Source organism: Flintibacter sp. HCN-6482 (assembly GCF_037892565.1).
Lineage (GTDB): Bacteria > Bacillota > Clostridia > Oscillospirales > Oscillospiraceae > Lawsonibacter > Lawsonibacter aceti.
Map to the genome: position 1 here is coordinate 248,840 of NZ_JBBKBK010000001.1, position 17,491 is coordinate 266,330.

13 protein-coding genes and 1 tRNA gene are annotated in these 17,491 nt (G+C 54.2%); 8 read left to right on the plus strand and 6 right to left on the minus strand.

What is annotated here, in order from left to right; all coding sequences use genetic code 11:
* The first annotated feature begins 15 nt into the window (after positions 1 to 15).
* Together WKS99_RS01230 and WKS99_RS01235 are read left to right on the plus strand one after the other, a co-directional pair.
* Positions 16 to 720, plus strand: coding sequence for an RraA family protein (locus WKS99_RS01230; RefSeq protein ID WP_186853435.1), 705 nt, complete (start codon positions 16 to 18; stop codon positions 718 to 720).
* A gap of 93 nt (positions 721 to 813) precedes the next feature.
* Positions 814 to 2,136 (plus strand): CitMHS family transporter, encoded by a 1,323-nt coding sequence (locus WKS99_RS01235; RefSeq protein WP_147573417.1) that lies wholly within the window; start codon positions 814 to 816, stop codon positions 2,134 to 2,136.
* 884 nt (positions 2,137 to 3,020) lie between these two features.
* Here WKS99_RS01235 and WKS99_RS01240 read toward each other — a convergent pair.
* The 4 genes from WKS99_RS01240 to WKS99_RS01255 all read right to left on the minus strand — a co-directional run bounded on the left by WKS99_RS01240 (position 3,021) and on the right by WKS99_RS01255 (position 5,151).
* On the minus strand, positions 3,021 to 3,281 hold the full coding sequence (locus tag WKS99_RS01240) for a hypothetical protein (RefSeq protein WP_340405193.1): 261 nt from the start codon (positions 3,279 to 3,281) through the stop codon (positions 3,021 to 3,023).
* Between the two features lie 804 nt (positions 3,282 to 4,085).
* A complete protein-coding gene (locus tag WKS99_RS01245) occupies positions 4,086 to 4,517 on the minus strand; it encodes a hypothetical protein (protein WP_340405194.1) in 432 nt (143 codons plus the stop codon).
* The gene (locus WKS99_RS01250) at positions 4,514 to 4,750 is read right to left on the minus strand and encodes a hypothetical protein (RefSeq protein ID WP_340405195.1); all 237 of its coding nucleotides are present in this window, start codon (positions 4,748 to 4,750) and stop codon (positions 4,514 to 4,516) included. Before WKS99_RS01250 ends, WKS99_RS01245 begins: the two co-directional genes overlap by 4 nt.
* A gap of 327 nt (positions 4,751 to 5,077) precedes the next feature.
* Positions 5,078 to 5,151 (minus strand) — tRNA-Gly (locus WKS99_RS01255).
* 181 nt (positions 5,152 to 5,332) lie between these two features.
* Here WKS99_RS01255 and WKS99_RS01260 point away from each other — a divergent pair.
* Positions 5,333 to 5,707, plus strand: coding sequence for a desulfoferrodoxin family protein (locus tag WKS99_RS01260; RefSeq protein ID WP_366461182.1), 375 nt, complete (start codon positions 5,333 to 5,335; stop codon positions 5,705 to 5,707).
* A gap of 130 nt (positions 5,708 to 5,837) precedes the next feature.
* Here WKS99_RS01260 and WKS99_RS01265 read toward each other — a convergent pair whose 3' ends face one another.
* Together WKS99_RS01265 and WKS99_RS01270 are read right to left on the minus strand one after the other, a co-directional pair.
* Entirely contained in the window at positions 5,838 to 9,842 is a 4,005-nt protein-coding gene (locus WKS99_RS01265) for an S-layer homology domain-containing protein (RefSeq protein WP_340405196.1), read from the minus strand.
* Positions 9,843 to 10,083: 241 nt separating this feature from the next.
* Entirely contained in the window at positions 10,084 to 10,917 is an 834-nt protein-coding gene (locus tag WKS99_RS01270) for a peptidoglycan recognition protein family protein (protein WP_147570609.1), read from the minus strand.
* A gap of 146 nt (positions 10,918 to 11,063) precedes the next feature.
* On the opposite strand from WKS99_RS01270, the gene WKS99_RS01275 reads away from it, so the two are divergent.
* The 5 genes from WKS99_RS01275 (at position 11,064) to WKS99_RS01295 (ending at position 17,270) form a co-directional block, all read left to right on the plus strand.
* Complete coding sequence (locus WKS99_RS01275) at positions 11,064 to 12,407, plus strand: Na+/H+ antiporter NhaC family protein (protein ID WP_340405197.1); 1,344 nt, start codon at positions 11,064 to 11,066, stop codon at positions 12,405 to 12,407.
* 209 nt (positions 12,408 to 12,616) lie between these two features.
* A complete protein-coding gene (locus tag WKS99_RS01280) occupies positions 12,617 to 13,621 on the plus strand; it encodes a deoxyguanosinetriphosphate triphosphohydrolase (protein WP_340405198.1) in 1,005 nt (334 codons plus the stop codon).
* A gap of 96 nt (positions 13,622 to 13,717) precedes the next feature.
* Positions 13,718 to 15,478, plus strand: coding sequence for a DNA primase (gene dnaG, locus WKS99_RS01285; protein ID WP_240287173.1), 1,761 nt, complete (start codon positions 13,718 to 13,720; stop codon positions 15,476 to 15,478).
* Positions 15,479 to 15,588: 110 nt separating this feature from the next.
* Positions 15,589 to 16,800: an RNA polymerase sigma factor RpoD gene (rpoD, locus tag WKS99_RS01290; protein WP_243200990.1), complete on the plus strand. Its 1,212-nt coding sequence runs from the start codon at positions 15,589 to 15,591 to the stop codon at positions 16,798 to 16,800.
* Positions 16,801 to 16,982: 182 nt separating this feature from the next.
* Positions 16,983 to 17,270 carry a hypothetical protein gene (locus WKS99_RS01295; RefSeq protein WP_240287171.1) on the plus strand — a complete coding sequence of 96 codons (288 nt, stop codon included), beginning with the start codon at positions 16,983 to 16,985 and terminating at the stop codon, positions 17,268 to 17,270.
* Positions 17,271 to 17,491: the final 221 nt, after the last annotated feature.

Sequence of the window (17,491 nt, forward strand, 5' to 3'; positions counted from 1 at the left end):
GAAAGGAGAACAATTATGAGCGTCGGTAACCGTATTTTTCTGCAACGTAATCTGCCAGATCCTAAAATAATGGAGCAATTTCGCAACCTGCCAGCCGCTAATGTGGCAGACACTATGGGACGTTCCTGCGCACTGTGCAGTGAGATTCACCTGATTAACCGCCCCAAGGACTCCATTATGGTAGGTGCCGCTCTGACAGTAAAGGCCCGCCCTGGAGATAACTTGTTCATTCACCGGGCTCTGGACTTAGCCGGGGAGAATGATGTAGTCGTTGTTTCCAATGAAGGGGACAGATCTCAGTCTCTAATGGGAGAGATTATGGCTGTATACGCAGAGCATACCCGTAAAATTCGGGGTATCGTCTTGGATGGTCCAATCCGTGACGTGGACGAACTGTCCAAGATGGAGCATATGTTCCTCTACGCTACCGGCTCCACCCCAGGCGGTCCCTATAAGGAGGGGCCAGGAGAGATCAATGTTCCAATTTCCGTAGGTAACATTGCGGTTAATCCTGGAGACATTGTTTTAGGGGATGCTGACGGTGTCATCATTATTCCTCGGAAAGATGCCGACAAAATTTTGGAAACCGCTATCCCATTTGCCGTTGCTGACGCAGGGAAAGTAGATGCTGCTCGTACCGGCAAAGCAAATCGCCAATGGGTAGCGGACACCCTGGAGAAGAAGGGTGTAGAGATCATCGACGATGTATATCACGGGTAAATCTCCAGATAACATCGGCGCGTTGTACCACAGGTTGAATTCAGATCTCTGCTCGTTACTCTGGAAGCATATAAAAACGTTAGGAGGGTCTTTATGTCAGGACTAGCTCTAATTGGCTACTTGATGATTTTTTCCCTGATGGTCATAATCATTACCAAGAAAATGAGCGCCTTTTCCGCACTGATTTTGATTCCCCTGGTCTTTGGTATCATCGCTTGTATCTATAACGGCGAAAATCCATTTGTCTTGGGCTCCTATATCAGTGACGGGATTGCCGGTATCGTCGGTACCTTTACCACTGTACTTTTTGCTATTACATACTTCGGTCTTATGTTTGCCGCAGGCCTATTTGATCCTATCGTAGATAAAATTGTCAAGGTCGTTCACGGTGACCCGCTCCGGGTCCTAGTAGGCACCGCCGCAATGGCTATGTTGGTAGCCTTGGATGGAGATGGCAGCACCACATATATCATCTGTGCTACTGCTTTAGTCCCCATCTATGATTTGCTAAAAATCAAAAAGTTGTATCTCTGCTGCCTAATGATTCTTTCTGCTTGCATTATGGATATGATGCCCTGGGGTGGTCCTACGGTTCGTGCCATGGTCACTTGCGGGCTAACCTCCGATGTTATGTTCCGTTCACTGCTACCCAGTATGATTTGTGGAGCTCTCTATGTGCTTGCGTTGGCTGCTTATTTTGGTATCAAGGAACGCAAGCGTTTGGGTATCATTGACGTTTCTGGCAGCCAAGGAAGCTATGAATTCCGCCGCCAACTCAGCGAAGATGAGCTTTCACAGCGCCGTCCCAAACTGTGGGCTTTCAACCTAATTCTTACTCTTGCTCTGATGGTATTGCTAGTCGCTGGTCTGCTCAGCGCCAATGTTACCTTTGCCATTGGCTGTGGCATTACTCTGGTAGTCAACTGGCATGATTCAGGTATGCAGATGAAATTAGTCAAGACAAAGGGGCACGAGTACGTTACTACCTTGGCAATGATGGCCAGTGCAGCTGTACTGGTGGGTATTATGAGCGGAACCGGTATCTCTGATGCCATTGCTCATCACCTCTCTGAGTTAATTCCCGAGGCACTAGGAAATCACTTCCCGGCATTGCTAGCTCTTATCTCTCTGCCTGGCGACTGGTTTTTGTCGGTGGATTCCTTCTATTATGGCGTGCTACCCATTCTATCAGAGGCTGGCTATGCCTATGGCTTCACCAGTGTGAATATAGCCATCGCCTCTATCATGGGGCAAGCTATCCATATGTGTAGCCCATTGGTTGGATCCTTCTATGTAGCCCTTAATCTTACTGGTCAGGACATGATCAGTGTACAGAAAATAGTGGTCCGCTGGGGGCTTGGGCTATTTGTAGCATTCTGTATTGGCGCGGTAGCTACTGGTGCCTTCCCTCTATAAGGATAAAGGGTACTGTTCTCAAAAGATATTTAGCTAGTTTATTGTATCCTACAGTCATAATAGGAAAACCTGGAGTATGCTCAGAATCAAAAAAATTAGGCGAAACAGTTAAAGGTATCCGGATTTGTGAGATATTGATATAGTAACAGGCAGGGGACAAAAATTTGTCCCCCGCCTGTTTTATAATAATATTATTTTGTAGGTGTGGCTGAAACCCTCTTCATCGTGATGGCGTTGTCCTACTGGTTGCAGGTGATGGCACCGTACAGTTTTCTCCACAGACAGTCCATGTAGGACACATGGTCTTTCTCCCCCTGGATGTATTCCTCTAGAGCTTTTGTAGACTGGCCAGTAAATATTTTTCTGGAAGGAACAGCTTTTCAGCTTCCCGTCTGTGGTCTGCGGAGCTTACTGTATCGTCATATGCATTACCCGCCTCTGATGATATTGGTATCCTGATTATCAGTCATGGGGGGGGATCGGGCGCGGTCACGGAGAGGGAATGGCGCAACCACCCCGCAGTGGATCATCTGTGCCAGTTGGACTCAGCTCTCAGCAGTCTCCAGTAGTTCCTTTTCCTCCATTTTATAAGTTTACCGCTCTTTGCAACTGACCACACAATGCCACATCCCCGCGGGAAAAGCCATTCAAAAAATCCAACGAGAAATGCGCCCTCGCTTTGACGTAGACACCCAGGTCACATGGTCGGCCCGGTGGGCGGCTACAGATCCTCTGCCATGACCTGGGCGCTGTATTCCGCAAGGCCCATGCCCGTCTACTCCTGACAGTAGTCCTCCATCTTCCGTTGCAGGACTTCCTTTTCAGCCGCGTTGAGGTGATAGGAGAGGACCGTTCCACTGCCGTCCGCCGGTGGAGTGCAATCTCTAATCGCAGACCTGACCGGATGCCATATCGTAGTTGGCGTAGACATTCAGCCAGTCGCCGTTCTTTGTAGTGCAGACCTGAGTCCCGAAAACCGCATCCACGTCGAAGGACGTCTCCAGGTAAAAATTCAGGAGGCCGTCCACCTCGGAGATATCCTCCGCCTGGTATAGCATCTGTTCAAAAGAGGAGGCCCCGCACTCTCCCCGCAGGTAGGAGCGTAGGAGCCGGACGGCATCTAGGAACTCTAGAGTCCGTTCCATCTGAAGACAGGGTCCTATCCAGACTCCCGGATGTGGAAAACGGCGAACCGCTTTGCGGCCTCCAGTTCCTGCAGGGCCTGCTGATCCCCCTGCCAGAGCTTCCGGCTGACGTAGCTGTACTCCCGCTCAGGGACCAACTCATTGATGAGCAGGTCCAGATAGTCCCCGAGCTTATCCTACACGGTCTCATCCTTTAGCTGACGATTCAGCGCATCCAATCTCTCTCCGTCAAAAGAGGATAATCTCTGTCTCCTGCATTTCTGGTACCTCCTCTTAACATAGCCCTGTGCGGACCAGGCATCTTAGCTTCCTCTATCGCTTGGGGAGTGTTTTGATCCAGACCCGGCTCACAGTAAAACTCATAAGGGCCAATCCTCCAGCGAATCCCAGGCAGGTCTAGAAAGCGGTCACCAGCGCGGTCCAGGATTTCCAGATTGAATTCAATGGCGTTTTCCACTCCGAAGGGCATATCCCGGCCGCTTCTGTGATAGAGCACACAGACCGCCGGCCAGTCCGCCACCTCCAGGTAACTCTGTGAGAGACCCTGTACAGTTTGGTATCCATGACCTGCTCCGGGGTTGTCACCGCACCGGAGGTATAGCAGCTTTCGCTGGGGCCCGTTTCCCAGCCCAGAAGGATGCTGGTGAACCGGATCGGCGCAATCGCCGGTGTCACGTGGGGAGTATACGCTCCGCCCGGTCCAACACATCATCCAGCTCGTTGCTACCCGCCGCCCAAGGCAGATAGGAGGACATATCCTCCAGCAGATTCCGGACGACGGCAATCTGACGCCTGCGTCTCCGTCTATTGTGCGTTCCAGCTCTCCTCGGTCTCCCGCCGATATTGGCCAGCTAGGTCACGTTTTTCCCCGAACAGGGGCCGCACATGTGGGAAGCCATAGTGTTCCCCCTCTGCGGTCTCATCGTACCGGCCCAGTACATCGTGGAGCGGTACATCGCACATGGTGAAGAACTCACCACGCACTGAGCAGGTCCGTTCGGACGGATCGACAGACTCTATAACGCCGCCCCGCAGTTCGAAATCGCCGGGGCCTCCATAATGTTCTGTGCCAACGAACAGCCCGGTTTGACCGCAGTTCCACTCCCATGTGACAAACTCAACTCCGTATCTGCTGGAGTGACCGGCAAGCACAGCGCCGTTAAACTCCGCCAGAAGCTTATAGTTCTCGCCCAGTCCATTTGCTTTCAGGTCTGGGGCCTGCTCGATGAGTGTCATGTACTCCCTGACCACACCGGAAATATCTGTAACCTGGCCTCGAGCCACTTCTGCTGCAGGGTCTGTAGTATCATTCGTTCGGAAGCGGATGCCGCCGCCATCGGTGAGTTGGCACAGTCGGCGGTCATTCCATTCAATTGGCAGGAGCCCTTCTCCTCGGGCTGTACCGTGTAGCCGACTTTCTGGAGAGCGATTTCAATCTCCGTAAAATAGGAGTATTGTGCGTTGTTCATGTGATTCCTTCCCTCCTTGGCTTAGCAGGTCTTTTTTATTTGCGCAAGAAATCGAAAAAACCGGTCTGTTGATTCTCTGATACCAACAAACCGGGGCTCCATTTTTCGTATTCATTTTTTCTGCTGACCAGCGCCCTTTTTGATTTGAAAAGGGCACTAATCGCCATCTGAGTTTTCAATTCTCCGAAAACCGTAGTTCAAATCCATCCAGTTTGAAAAATTCTTGTCTGGCATCTTTTTTACCTTCAGAAATTTTACAAATAAAAAGCCGCAACACCCTGGAACAGTAAGCTTACAGCCCACTATATCCAAATTGTTGCGGCTTTTTGGAGCAGGTGAAGGGAATCGAACCCTCGTGTTCAGCTTGGGAAGCTGACATTCTGCCATTGAACTACACCTGCAACTTGATAGCTTATATATGATAGCATAATCGTCTGTACTTTGCAAGGGAAAATTCTCATATTTTGAGGAACAATTCTTCCCCAAAATAATTGGATTATTTTGGAGTATTCCAATCTCTTTTCTTGACTTTCTCTTCTGGGCATACTATAATAAAATTATAAGCAAATAATGAGAGGAGTTATTATTATGAAATTTTATCGCTGTGAGCACTGCGGCAATATCATCACCTTTGTTCATTCCGCCGGCGTACCTGTCATGTGCTGTGGCCAGAAGATGACCGAGCTGGTTCCAGGCACCACTGACGGCGCCGCCGAGAAGCACGTCCCTGTTGTGGAAGTTCAGGGCAGCACTGTTCAGGTCAAGGTAGGCTCTGTGGAGCATCCCATGCTGCCCGAGCATTTTATTCAGTTCATCGCCATCGAGACCAAACACGGCAGCCAAATCAAATATCTCCAACCTGGTGAGAAGCCGCAGGCCTCCTTTGTGCTGGCTGACGGCGATCAGCTGGTGGCCGCTTATGAGTACTGCAACCTCCATGGCCTTTGGAAAGCCTGAACCCATAGTTTCCATGAATCGCAATAGGCGGCGTGACTGTTTGTCGCGCCGCCTTTTTGTCTGCTGATTTTACGACAGCGCGGCCGCCCTGTAAAAAGGGCGGCCGCGCTATTGTCTTATTCCATAAGGATCATTCCGCCAGTTCCGTACAGAAGTTCATAAAGATCTGTGCTACCTCGGCACGGGTGGCCCCGGCGGTAGGCGCCAGGATACCGTTCCCCTTGCCGGACAGCAGACCAGCGTTCACCGCCCAGTCCATGGCCTTCACGGCATAGCTGGAGATGGAGGAGGCGTCCAGATAGCCCTCTGTACCCTTGCCGCTCTGGCTGGTCTTGTACCCCTCGTTCTGGGCGTAGCGGTACAGGATGGCCGCCAGCTGCTCCCGTGTAATGGGATCGTTGGGGCCGAAGGTGTCGCCGTAGCCGGACACGATGCCCTCACCGGCCGCCCAGGAAATGGCGTCGGCGTACCAGGCGCCCTCCGCCACGTCAGCGAAGTCAGCCCTGCCGGCCGCGGGCTTGCCCTCCAGGCTGTACAGCATCTGGGCCACCATGGCACGGGTCAGGGTGCTGCCGGGGGCGAACTCCCGGTCGGACACACCGGACATCAGGCCGTTGTCCAGAGCGTAGTCCACCGCCTCATGGTACCAGGCGTCCTCGTCCACATCCCGGAAGCCGGCGGCGGGGCAGGTATCCTGGTGGTCGATCTCCACGAAGGAGGCCTCAATGGTCACCTTGGACCGGGGCATCTTGAAGGTATACTTGCCATCGCCCTTGTCGGTCAGCTTGATCTCGTCCCCATTCTTGTCGGTGACGGTCAGCTCGTCCAGCTCATAGCCCTCGTCGGGCTTGACGGTGATGGTCACCGTCCGGCCGCTGGAGGCGCTCTTGGGGGACACGGTCACACTGCCGTTGTCAATGTTCTTGTCCACGCTGATGGAGTAGCTGCTGGAGCCGCCGCCTCCACCGCCGCCAGCGCTATTGATCGTATAGACGAACTCCGCCACATCGCTGTCAAGAGAGTCTTTATACAGGCCCTTGGTATAGGCTTTTACAGTAGTGCTGGAGCTAATCGTCAAGGCTCCGGTATATTCCTGACTCGTGTCAGATGCGGTGGGATCAGAGCCGTCCAGAGTATAATAAATCTTGGAAAATTCAGGCAGAGTTGTAGTAGACAACTCTACGGTCTGAGTACCAATATAGGTGCCCGCCGCCGGAGATGCAACGGGAGCTGCGGCCTTTTGCAGCATCATAACCAGTTGTTTTTGTCCGTCTTCTGCATCCTGTTCTACAATCTGATATTTCGCCTGGTTATCAACAAAGTTGTTGACAGACGCTCTTCCGCTCTCATAGGGAGCGGTAAATTCTTTACTGAGTTCGGGCGAGGAGTTGATATAGATGCCGATTTTTGCATCTTGCGACAGTCCCCCTTCTCCAATGTTCAGCAGGACATTGTTGAGTGTATTGAGCCAGAGGTCGGAATCGATCTCTTTCCCTCCATTGGTTCCTTTGTTGCCGAGGATGGTGGCCGTACCGGATACTTGAACGCTCTTAATACCAATACCGGCATAGACACCGCCATACAGGTATTCGGAGGTATTCTCAGTAATCACGCCACCAGTCATAATAAACGCGGCATTTCTGTGGAGATGGACGCCGCCGGCACTCTGATCTCTACCTTTATTTCCAGTGATCGTGCCGCCCTCCATAACAAAGGTAGCGCCGCCTTGTATCGTCACACCGCCGCCGCGGGCATTGCTGCCAACACCTCCAGTGAGCTTACCGGCATTGCTGCCGCTGCTGTCTTTCAGGGTAAAGGTATTTGCCGTGACCAGCAGGATATGGCTTCCTTCGGGGGCCGTGATGGTCTGGCCGTTCAAATCCAAGGTCATGGTTTTTCCGACAGAGAGCGAATCACCGAGGGTCACACTCCGCAGTAATTTCACAGTACCTTCCTCACCAACAGCATCGATGGCGGCCTTCACAGAAGTGTACTTCTCCCCACCCTCTACCTGGGCAACAAATTTCTCTTCCTCAGCAAGGGGGACAATTTCAACTTCCTGTACCTCGCCAACCTTAGGAGGGGCAACAGTTACGGGAATCTCTGTTACAATGGTATCACTAGAGTTGTCCGCCTTTTGGGATACATGGAAGGTATAATCCCCTTCGGACAGGGAATAAATGACATATTTTTCGCCCTTCTTGACCGCTGTATCAAAATCGTTGAACGCAGTAATGGGGCTGCCGTCCGCCTTGGTCACGGTGACCTTGTCATTCTCGGTCAGGCCGTCCAGCACGATCAAGTTGCGGTTGACCACCTTTACGTCAGTATCTTCGATGGTCACAGCGCTTGCGGTATTCCAGTCACAGTGGGTCTTGTAGATGACCACATTGCCCTTATATGTATTGCCGCTGATCGTGGCCTTCAGGGCCGACTTCCCCTCGGGGTTCAGCTTGGAATTTTCGCCGTCCAGCCAGTACTGATACTGGGCATAGTCCCACAGCTGGATATAGGCGGCGTCCCAGTCGCCGGAATCAAAGGTATTGCCGGTGATCTGAATATCAGTCTCCTCTGTGGCGGGTTTGCCCCAGTAGCCGTCGAAGGGCACACGGACATTGGTGAAGGTGTTTCCTTCAAAGGTGATGGCTCCCGCCGCGCTGTTGTCGCCACAGGTGTAATAGCCCCGCTCCCAGTTGGTGAAGTCACAGTTTTGAACTGTGATGCTGGGCTGATGGATGTATAAGGCAATCGTATCCTTCAAATCGTCCTTTTTATTTTCAAAAGAACAGTTGTCCAGGGTAAGTCCATCGCAGGCTCCGCCGCTGATGACCGCGGTCCCGTCCTCGGACACAAAGTCGAGGCCCTTCAGGGTAACATCCGCCGCCGTCACAGCCACCTTGCTGTCTTTGTCGGTCTTGACTGTGGCGGTCACGCCATCGGCAGTCTGGACGGTAACGCCGCTCACCGCAATGGAGAAGGGCTCATATGTACCGGAGCGGGTAATGGTGACCGTTTTGTTGTCGCTTTCGGCGGTGACAGCCTCCAGCGCCTTTGCGAGGGACACATATTTGTCGTCGCCCACATACGCCACGCTGTTGTCAACAGTAACTTCCTTATCATTGACAGTCGCCTGGATATCAACTGTACCGGCATTATTGGTCGTAACATCATTGTAAAAATCGCCATGAGGGGTAATCGAATCTGTGACATCCCTGCCGCCTGAAAGGGCCTGATTCACAGTCGCTGTACAATCGGAAATGGTAGTGGTCTTATTCTCGTAGTTCATGACCGTACCGACCAGCGCGCCAAACTCATCGCCAACCTCGCTGTCCGGGTTTGTTATGGTCAGGTTTCCTTCGTAGGTGCAGTTCGTCATCGTGTTGCCGTAGTGGAGGATACCCAGGAGCCCGCCCACGTCAGAGGTGGAGCCGATGACGTCGATCTTCACATCACAACCGCTGATCGTAATGTTACCCTCACCCATGAAGCCGACGAGGCCGCCTACATAGGTGCGGTATTCCTCGGATTCCGCTTTTACATAGCTGCCATCGCCGCCAGTCACATCCACATTGGTGATATTCGCATAGGCATTCTTCCCGAACGCGCCGCCCACATAGGAATAGCCGTCTATCTGAATCAGGCCGGTCACGTTGATATTAGTGTATTTTGAGGTATGGGGCGTTCCGGCCACAGCGCCAACATCCAGGTAACCCTCTACCTGTGCGTTGTTCAGCGTAAAGTCTTTGATTTCGCCGCCTGTTGTAAATCCGAACAGGCCGACATCACTGCTATTTCCTGTGATTTTCAAATTGGAGATAGTGTTCCCCTGGCCGTCAAAGGTCCCCTGAAATGGCTTCCCATTCCTCCCGATGGGCGTCCATTCCTTCCCCTCCAGGTCGATATTCTCCCCCAACTTGATAGTCTTTTTTTGGAAGGAAGTCCCCCCATTGACCAGTTGGGCCAGACCCGCCAGGTCGGCGGCAGAGGAGATAGTATACTCGTCCCCATTTCCTGTATACCACTCCGTGCTGGCGCTCTCCGCCCATGTGTCCCCCTCTTCCGCAAACACAGAGAAGGGAAGCATCGACACTATCATCACTAGAGCCATAATCGAGGATAAAATTTTTCGCTTCACATCCGATTCTCCTTTACCTAAAAATACAGTCGGAGGCGGGTCCGCTCCCCCGGGGCAAGGGAAATGTTTGTCCCCTTTGGGGGGACAAACAGAAAGCGGGACCCGCTTTCGTCCTGTTTTGAGATTATTATATAATAGAAGCAGGAAAACCGCAACTATTATCAATATCTTTTCTGCCTCGTCCAACAAATTTTTACACATAAACAGGAGGGACCGGCCCGCTGCGGGCCGGTCCCTGTGTTTACTCCGCTTCAGGTTGGCCGCCTGCCCCGGACCATATCTGGTCCAGGCGGTACAGCATCTGTACGGTTTCCTCCCGGGTGGTGAAGGACTGGTATCGCTGGTTGCCCTCTCCGTCTCCAGCCACGATGCCGGATTCCTCCGCCCATTTCCGGGCTTGGGCCGACCAGTCGCTAGGAGACCATCTGGCCCGTTTAGCCAGATAGGCGTCCATCATACGGTCAAATTGCTCCTGCGTCATAGGCTCCTCCTCATGCTCGCCGTCAGTCAGCATGGCCTCGGCCACGTCCTGGCGGAACTGGTCCATAGTTACCCCGTGTTTGGGCCACCACTGGAGCACGTCGCCGTGCTGGCTGGCAATACCCAGGTCGTAGCCCTCGGCGTGGCAGATGACCACGCCGGGCTCCAGGGGGTCCAGAGAATACTGGCGACACAGCAGGGCAGTGAGCTGGACCGCGTTGTGATAGATGTCATCAAAATAGGCCTGATTGGCCGCTACATCATACCCCACCATCTCGTCGCCACGGTAGGTGTGTCCGGCAGGCTCACAGCACTCAAAAGAAATATGAGTGTTGTTCGCGCTCCTGCCGGAGGTGCCTGTACCCGCATGCCAGCCCCGGATGATCCAGGGCAGTGTCTGAATGGCTCTGTCCCGTGCCACGAACGCGTGGACGCACTTTTCTACGCCCGGCTTGTTCCACCGGCGGATGAACACCTCCGGGTCCGGCTGGGCTACCCCGGTGGAGTGGACCATAATTCCTTTGGGCACAATGGTCCGCCCTGCCTGATAGCAGTCATTCTCTGTCAAAAACTGTTGGGTCAGATCAAGTTCCATATGCCCTCCTTCGCTTCTGCGTCCCCAACCGGGGACGCTCCATCCTATGCTCCGGGCCGTTTCCGGGTGCCCCCGCATAGAAACATCGTTGACACAGAGCGAAATATCTTTTACAATAAGGCTTGTGTATAAAAGGAGGTCATTTTGTGGAACTGAGGGAGAAAAAGTTGAACAGCAACCCCAGCGCGTTGCTGCCCATCCTGATATTTCTGGTACTTTATCTGGGTATGGGACTGATTTTTGAATACGGCATCGGCATCAACATGGCATTCTATGATATCCCCATCGTAGTCACCTTCATGGTTGCCCTGTTGGTGGCGTGCTTACAGAACAAAAAGCTCTCTTTTGACGAGAAGCTGGTTCTGATGGGCCGGGGCGTAGGCGACAAAAATATTATCACTATGATCCTCATCTTCCTGGTCGCCGGTGTGTTTGTGGGCGTGACCGGGCGGAACAGCGCCGAGGCCGTGGCCTATTTTCTGCTGTCCATCGCCCCTGCCTGGGCCTCTGTGGCGGTTCTGTTCGTCGCCGCCTGCTTTGTGTCCACTGCTATGGGCACCTCTACCGGCACCATCACCCTGATCACCCCCATTGCCGTGGCCGTATCCCAGGTGTCCGGGTTCTCCCTGCCCCTGTGTGTAGGCACAGTCATGGGAGGCGCCATGTTCGGGGATAACCTGTCCTTCATCTCCGACACCACCATCGCCGCCTGTTCCACCCAAGGCTGTGAGATGCGTGACAAGTTCCGTGCCAATGTGAAGATTGCCCTTCCCGCCGCCATCGCCACCCTAGCGGTCATTCTGGCGGTATCCTTCAACTCCGGCGTGGGACAGATTGAGATTCCGGAAATCAATCTGCTGCTCCTCATCCCCTATGTGCTGGTTCTGGTTGGCGGCCTTCTGGGCGTCAACGTATTTGTGGTACTTATTATAGGCATCATATCCGGCCTGGCCATCACCGTAGGCACCGGTCTGGCCGCTGGCACCATCGCTACCGGTGCGGATGTGCTGGAGCTGCTGAAAGCCATGCGGGATGGCGCTTCTGGTATGTTCGAAACGATCCTGGTCACCGTTTTAGTGTCCGCTATGTGTGCCCTCATCCGGGAGAATGGCGGCTTTGAGGCCCTGCTGGCCTTCATCCGCCGGGTATTCAAGGGCCGTGTGGGCGGCCGGCTGGGCGTAGGCCTGCTGGTGGGTGCCATGGATATCTCTACCGCCAACAACACTGTAGCTATTGTTATGGCTGGCCCCATTGCCAAGGAGATCAGTGAGGAATATGGCATCAGCCCCAAGGAGTCGGCCTCTCTTTTGGACACCTTCTCCTGCATCTTCCAGGGCATCATTCCCTATGGCGCCCAGATGCTGATTGCGGTGTCCGCCTCCGGCATCTCCGCTTTTGAGATCATTCCCAACCTGTTCTACCCCTATCTGCTGGCTGTAGCCTCAATCGTCTACATCCTGGTGGGGGCCGGCAAGAATGCAAAGGGTTGATCTTCTCCCACTGCATCATACTGAAAAAAAAGCTGCCGTAGCTCTGGCTGCGGCTGCTTTTTTGCCTATTGAAAAAATATTTGAAATTTTTTTGACCTTTTAGAAGGAATTTAAGGAGAAATTTCGTATTTATATATAAGGGGTTTCATGTCCCCGTACACCCATCAGCTCCATCGACCAGAAAGAGAGAGAAAAAGGAGGGCCGTGGGATGACCTTGCGTGAACAGACACAGCGCCGGGAGGACAGCCTCCTCTCCCCTTTTGCCTGCCGCTCCGCCCAGTCCCGTGGACGGGCACGGCAGGAGAAGGAGTGCGATATCCGCACTCCCTTCCAACGAGACATCGACCGGATCGTCTATTCCAAGGCATTCCGCCGTCTGAAGCATAAGACCCAGGTCTTTCTTCAGCCGGAGGGAGACCACTACCGGACCCGGATGACCCACACCCTGGAGGTATCCCGTATCGCCCGGACCATTGCCCGTGCCCTGGATCTCAACGAAGATCTGACCGAGGCCATTGCCCTAGGGCATGATTTGGGCCACACCCCCTTTGGCCATGCCGGGGAGCGAATTCTGGCCCAGCTGATGCCGGAGGGCTTTGCCCACTACCAGCAGTCCGTGCGTGTGGTGGACCGGCTGGAAAAAAATGGTCAGGGACTAAACCTGACCTGGGAGGTCCGCAACGGCATCCTCTGCCACACCAAGGGCACCCCGGCCGCTACGCTGGAGGGCCAGGTGGTCCGTCTGGCCGACCACATCGCCTATATCAATCACGACATCGAGGACGCCCTCCGCGGCGGCGTCATCTTTCCCATGGACATCCCCCTGGAGGTATCCAACGTTCTGGGCTTCACCCACGGCGACCGGATCAACACCCTAGTTCATGACGCTATCACTGCCAGCCAGGGACAGGATCATATTGTCCAGTCCCATCCGGTGGAGGAGGCCATGCTGGCTCTGAAAGATTTTATGTTCGCCAGCGTATACACCAATCCCCTGGCCAAGGGGGAGGAAGGAAAGGCCCAGAATATGCTTCAGGCCCTGTTCCAGTATTACCAGGGAAATCCAGATGAACTGCCCTCCGACTTCCAGACCATCCGCCTGGAGGATGGGGTAGACCGGGCCGTATGCGACTATATCGCCGGAATGACCGATCCTTTCGCGGTAGAGAAGTATAAGGAGCTCTTCATTCCAAAAGGCTGGACTGTTCTCTAGGACTTGCTCTCTGTCTGGGCCTCCAGAGGGATAATTCTGATAAAAAGGGGTTAAAAATAGAGGGATTCCCCTATTTTTCGAGAGAGGAGGAGCGCATTGGCCATTCCAGAACCATTCTTGGACGAGCTTCTGGACCGCACCGATATTGTAGATCTGGTGTCCGAGTCCGTCCGGCTGACACAAAAGGGCCGGAACTACTGGGGCCTGTGCCCCTTCCACAGTGAAAAGACTCCCTCCTTCTCCGTATCCGCTGACAAGCGCATCTTCAAGTGCTTTGGATGCGGCAAGGGAGGCGGCGCCATCAATTTTGTGATGGAGCTGGACAACCTCTCCTTTCGAGAGGCGGTGGAGGTGTTGGCCAAGCGGGTCGGAATGGAGGTGCCAGACAGCGGCCCCTCCGCCGGGATGCGGGAGCGGCGGGAAAAACTGCTGGAACTCAACAAGCAGGCCGCCCGGACCTTCCACAAGTGGCTGTACGCTCCCGAGGGGGCGGAGGGACTGGCCTATCTGCAAAAGCGTGGGCTGTCCCGCTCCACCCTGACCAACTTCGGGCTGGGCTTCGCTCCCAACAGCTGGGACGCCCTGATCCAGGCCCTGGCCGATCAGGGCTATGACAAGCGGGATTTGCTGGACGCCGGTCTGGCCGTCAACAACAAGGACGGCCGCATCTATGACCGATTCCGCAATCGGGTCATGTTCCCCATCATTGACGTCCGTGGAAACGTCATTGGCTTTGGCGGCCGGGTAATGGACGATTCCACCCCTAAATACCTCAACTCCCCGGACACACCGGTATACAACAAAAGCCGGAACGTCTTTGCCCTGAATATTGCCAAGACCTCCAAGGCCGGGCGGGTCATTCTCACCGAAGGGTATATGGACACTATCTCCCTTCACCAGGCAGGCTTTGACTGTGCTGTGGCCTCTCTGGGCACCTCTCTCACCAGTGAGCACGCCCAACTGCTGGCCCGGTATTTTCAGGAGGCCATCATCTCCTATGACGGCGATGGGGCCGGAGTGGCGGCCGCCCAGCGGGCTATCCCCCTGCTGGAAAAGGCCGGCCTGAAAGTAAAGGTACTGCGGATGCAGGGCGCCAAGGACCCGGACGAGTTTATCAAGCGTTTTGGCAGGGAGGCCTTCGCCAAGCTGCTGGAGCGCAGCGAGAACCAGGTGGACTACCGCCTGGCTCAGATCCAAAAAAAATATGATTTGACCGACGATGGGCAGAAGGTGGCTTTTCTTCAGGAGGCGGCCCAGCTTATCGCTTCTCTGTCCAGCGCCGTAGAGCGGGAGATCTACGGCGGCCACGCCGCCCAGACCGCCGGAATCACCCCGGAAGCCATGGCTCAGGAAATCAAGCGTGCCTTCTCAGCTCGGCTCCGCAAGGAGAAAAAGCGCCAGGAGCGTATAGACCTGTCTCCGGCCAGCCAGCTCCAGCCCCAGGCCAGATCGCTCCGATATGACAATATCCGCTCCGCCCGCGCGGAGGAGGGCCTTGTCCGCCTGCTGCTGCTGGACCCATCCCTGGCAGGACAGATGGGCGGGATCACGGGGGAGGGATTTTCCTCCCCCCTGCTGGGCAAGGTCTTTGACCTGCTCCTCCGCCGAGCTAATGAGGGGCTGTCCACCCAGCTCTCCGCCCTCTCCGGCCATCTGACTGGGGAGGAGATGGACCATTTGGCCTATGTGGTCAGTCAGCCAGAGTCCTTGGCCCACTCTCAACAGTCCATCCGGGACTACATATCCGTCATCCAGCGGGAGGCCCTCCGGCGCGGCGCCGGACAGGAGGACTCCCTGCTGCTGGCGGCACAGAGAAAGTATCAGGAAAAGAAAGCATATATGGAGGAGAAACCATGAACACCAACAAGAATGTGAGCCCCAAGACCGCTGAAGCGGTGGAGAATCAGGAAGCTGCCGTTTCCCAGCCCGACATCCAGTCCCGCATGGAGGCGGGCAAGGTCGAGGTCATGAAGGTCGTGGGCGGCATACCCGGCGCGGAAAAGCTGGGCGAGCTGATCGAGCGGGGCAAGAAAAAAGGCAATCTTTCCTCCTCCGAGCTGATGGATGTGCTGGAGGATATGGACTTGGGCGCCGAGCAGATGGACAAGATCTACGACACGCTGGAAAACCTGGGTATTGACACTGTGGGCGAGGACTACATCCCCGACCTGCCCGATGACGTCGAGCCAACCATTGAGGCCATCGAGGATCTGCCCGAGGAGGAGATCGTAGACCCCAACTCCATGGCCGACTCCCTTGGCACCGACGATCCAGTGCGGATGTATCTGAAGGAGATCGGCAAGGTGAATCTGCTCACCTCCGACGAGGAGATCGAGCTGGCCCAGATCATGGAGGCGGGAAACGCAGCCTCTGAGCAGCTGGCTGAGTTAGAGAAAGCTGGTGAGGATATCCCCGACGAGGTCCGGGTGGAGTTGACTCAGGCCATCAAGAAGGGGGAGCGGGCCAAGCAGCGGCTGGCTGAGGCCAACCTGCGTCTTGTGGTCTCTATCGCCAAGCGGTATGTGGGCCGTGGGATGCAATTCCTGGACCTGATTCAGGAGGGTAATCTGGGTCTTATCAAAGCTGTGGAGAAGTTTGACTTCACTAAGGGCTTCAAGTTCTCCACTTACGCCACCTGGTGGATCCGCCAGGCCATCACTCGTGCCATCGCCGACCAGGCCCGGACCATCCGCATCCCGGTTCATATGGTGGAAACTATCAACAAGGTCATCCGGGTGTCCCGCCAGCTCCTCCAGGAACTGGGCCACGACCCCACCCCTGAGGAGATCGCGGCTGAGATGAATATGCCTGTGGAGCGGGTGCGTGAGATCTTGAAAATCGCTCAGGAACCTGTCAGCCTGGAAACCCCCATTGGAGAGGAGGAGGACAGTCATCTGGGCGACTTCATCCCCGATGAGGACGCCTCCGAGCCCGCCGAGGCCGCCTCCTTCACCTTACTGAAGGAACAGCTGGTAGAGGTGCTGTCCACCCTCACCCCCCGGGAGGAAAAAGTGCTCAAACTGCGCTTCGGCATTGAAGATGGACGGACCCGCACGTTGGAGGAAGTCGGCAAGGAATTCAACGTCACCCGGGAGCGCATCCGCCAGATCGAGGCCAAGGCCCTCCGAAAGCTGCGCCATCCCAGCAGGAGCAAGAAGCTGAAGGACTTTTTAAACTGACCGGTTTTCAGCGGTCCTTAAAACACCATCGGCGGGGCGCGTGAGTGGAGGCGCCCCGCCATTTCCTTTTTACTTTTTGACTGATTATTTTCAACTCTGTTAATTTCGCTGTGCACTGAATGAAACAGAAAAATATGATAAAGTGAACAAAAAGTTAAACTGGAATTTGACGGGAGTTTATGATGTCAAAATTAAGTGACTTAATCAATGCAGAAGATGGGTTTCTTGTAAGGTTAAGATGTGAAAACACCTTTGATGAAGAGAAATATTTAGATATTAAAAATGAAATTTTAATTGAAACACCAAAATGGAAAACACAAGGGTTTGTTTTGAATTGTGATGTTGAAGCGTTAATTAGTCTGATTGACCAATTAGCAGGAGGGAGTCGCTTCTTTAACGAAGAAACAGAGATCAGGGTTGAGGACGCTTGTATGGAAATAGAAGAAATCATAAGCTGTTTAGAAAGCTAACTTCTAATTTATTGGGCTGTCCGCATGAAGGCACACCTCCCTCCGCCATTTTGGCGAAGGGAGGTTGTTTTATCCTAAATCGGTCTAAAGGGTAAAACGGCGTCCCGATATCTGTGTTTGACAAAACCTCCATTTCATTGTAAGATTGGAAAAAGCGCTTTCGCCGCTCCGCTCCAAAGCTGGGATGAAGTACACCGTCCCGCAGCCCCTCCCAGGCCCTC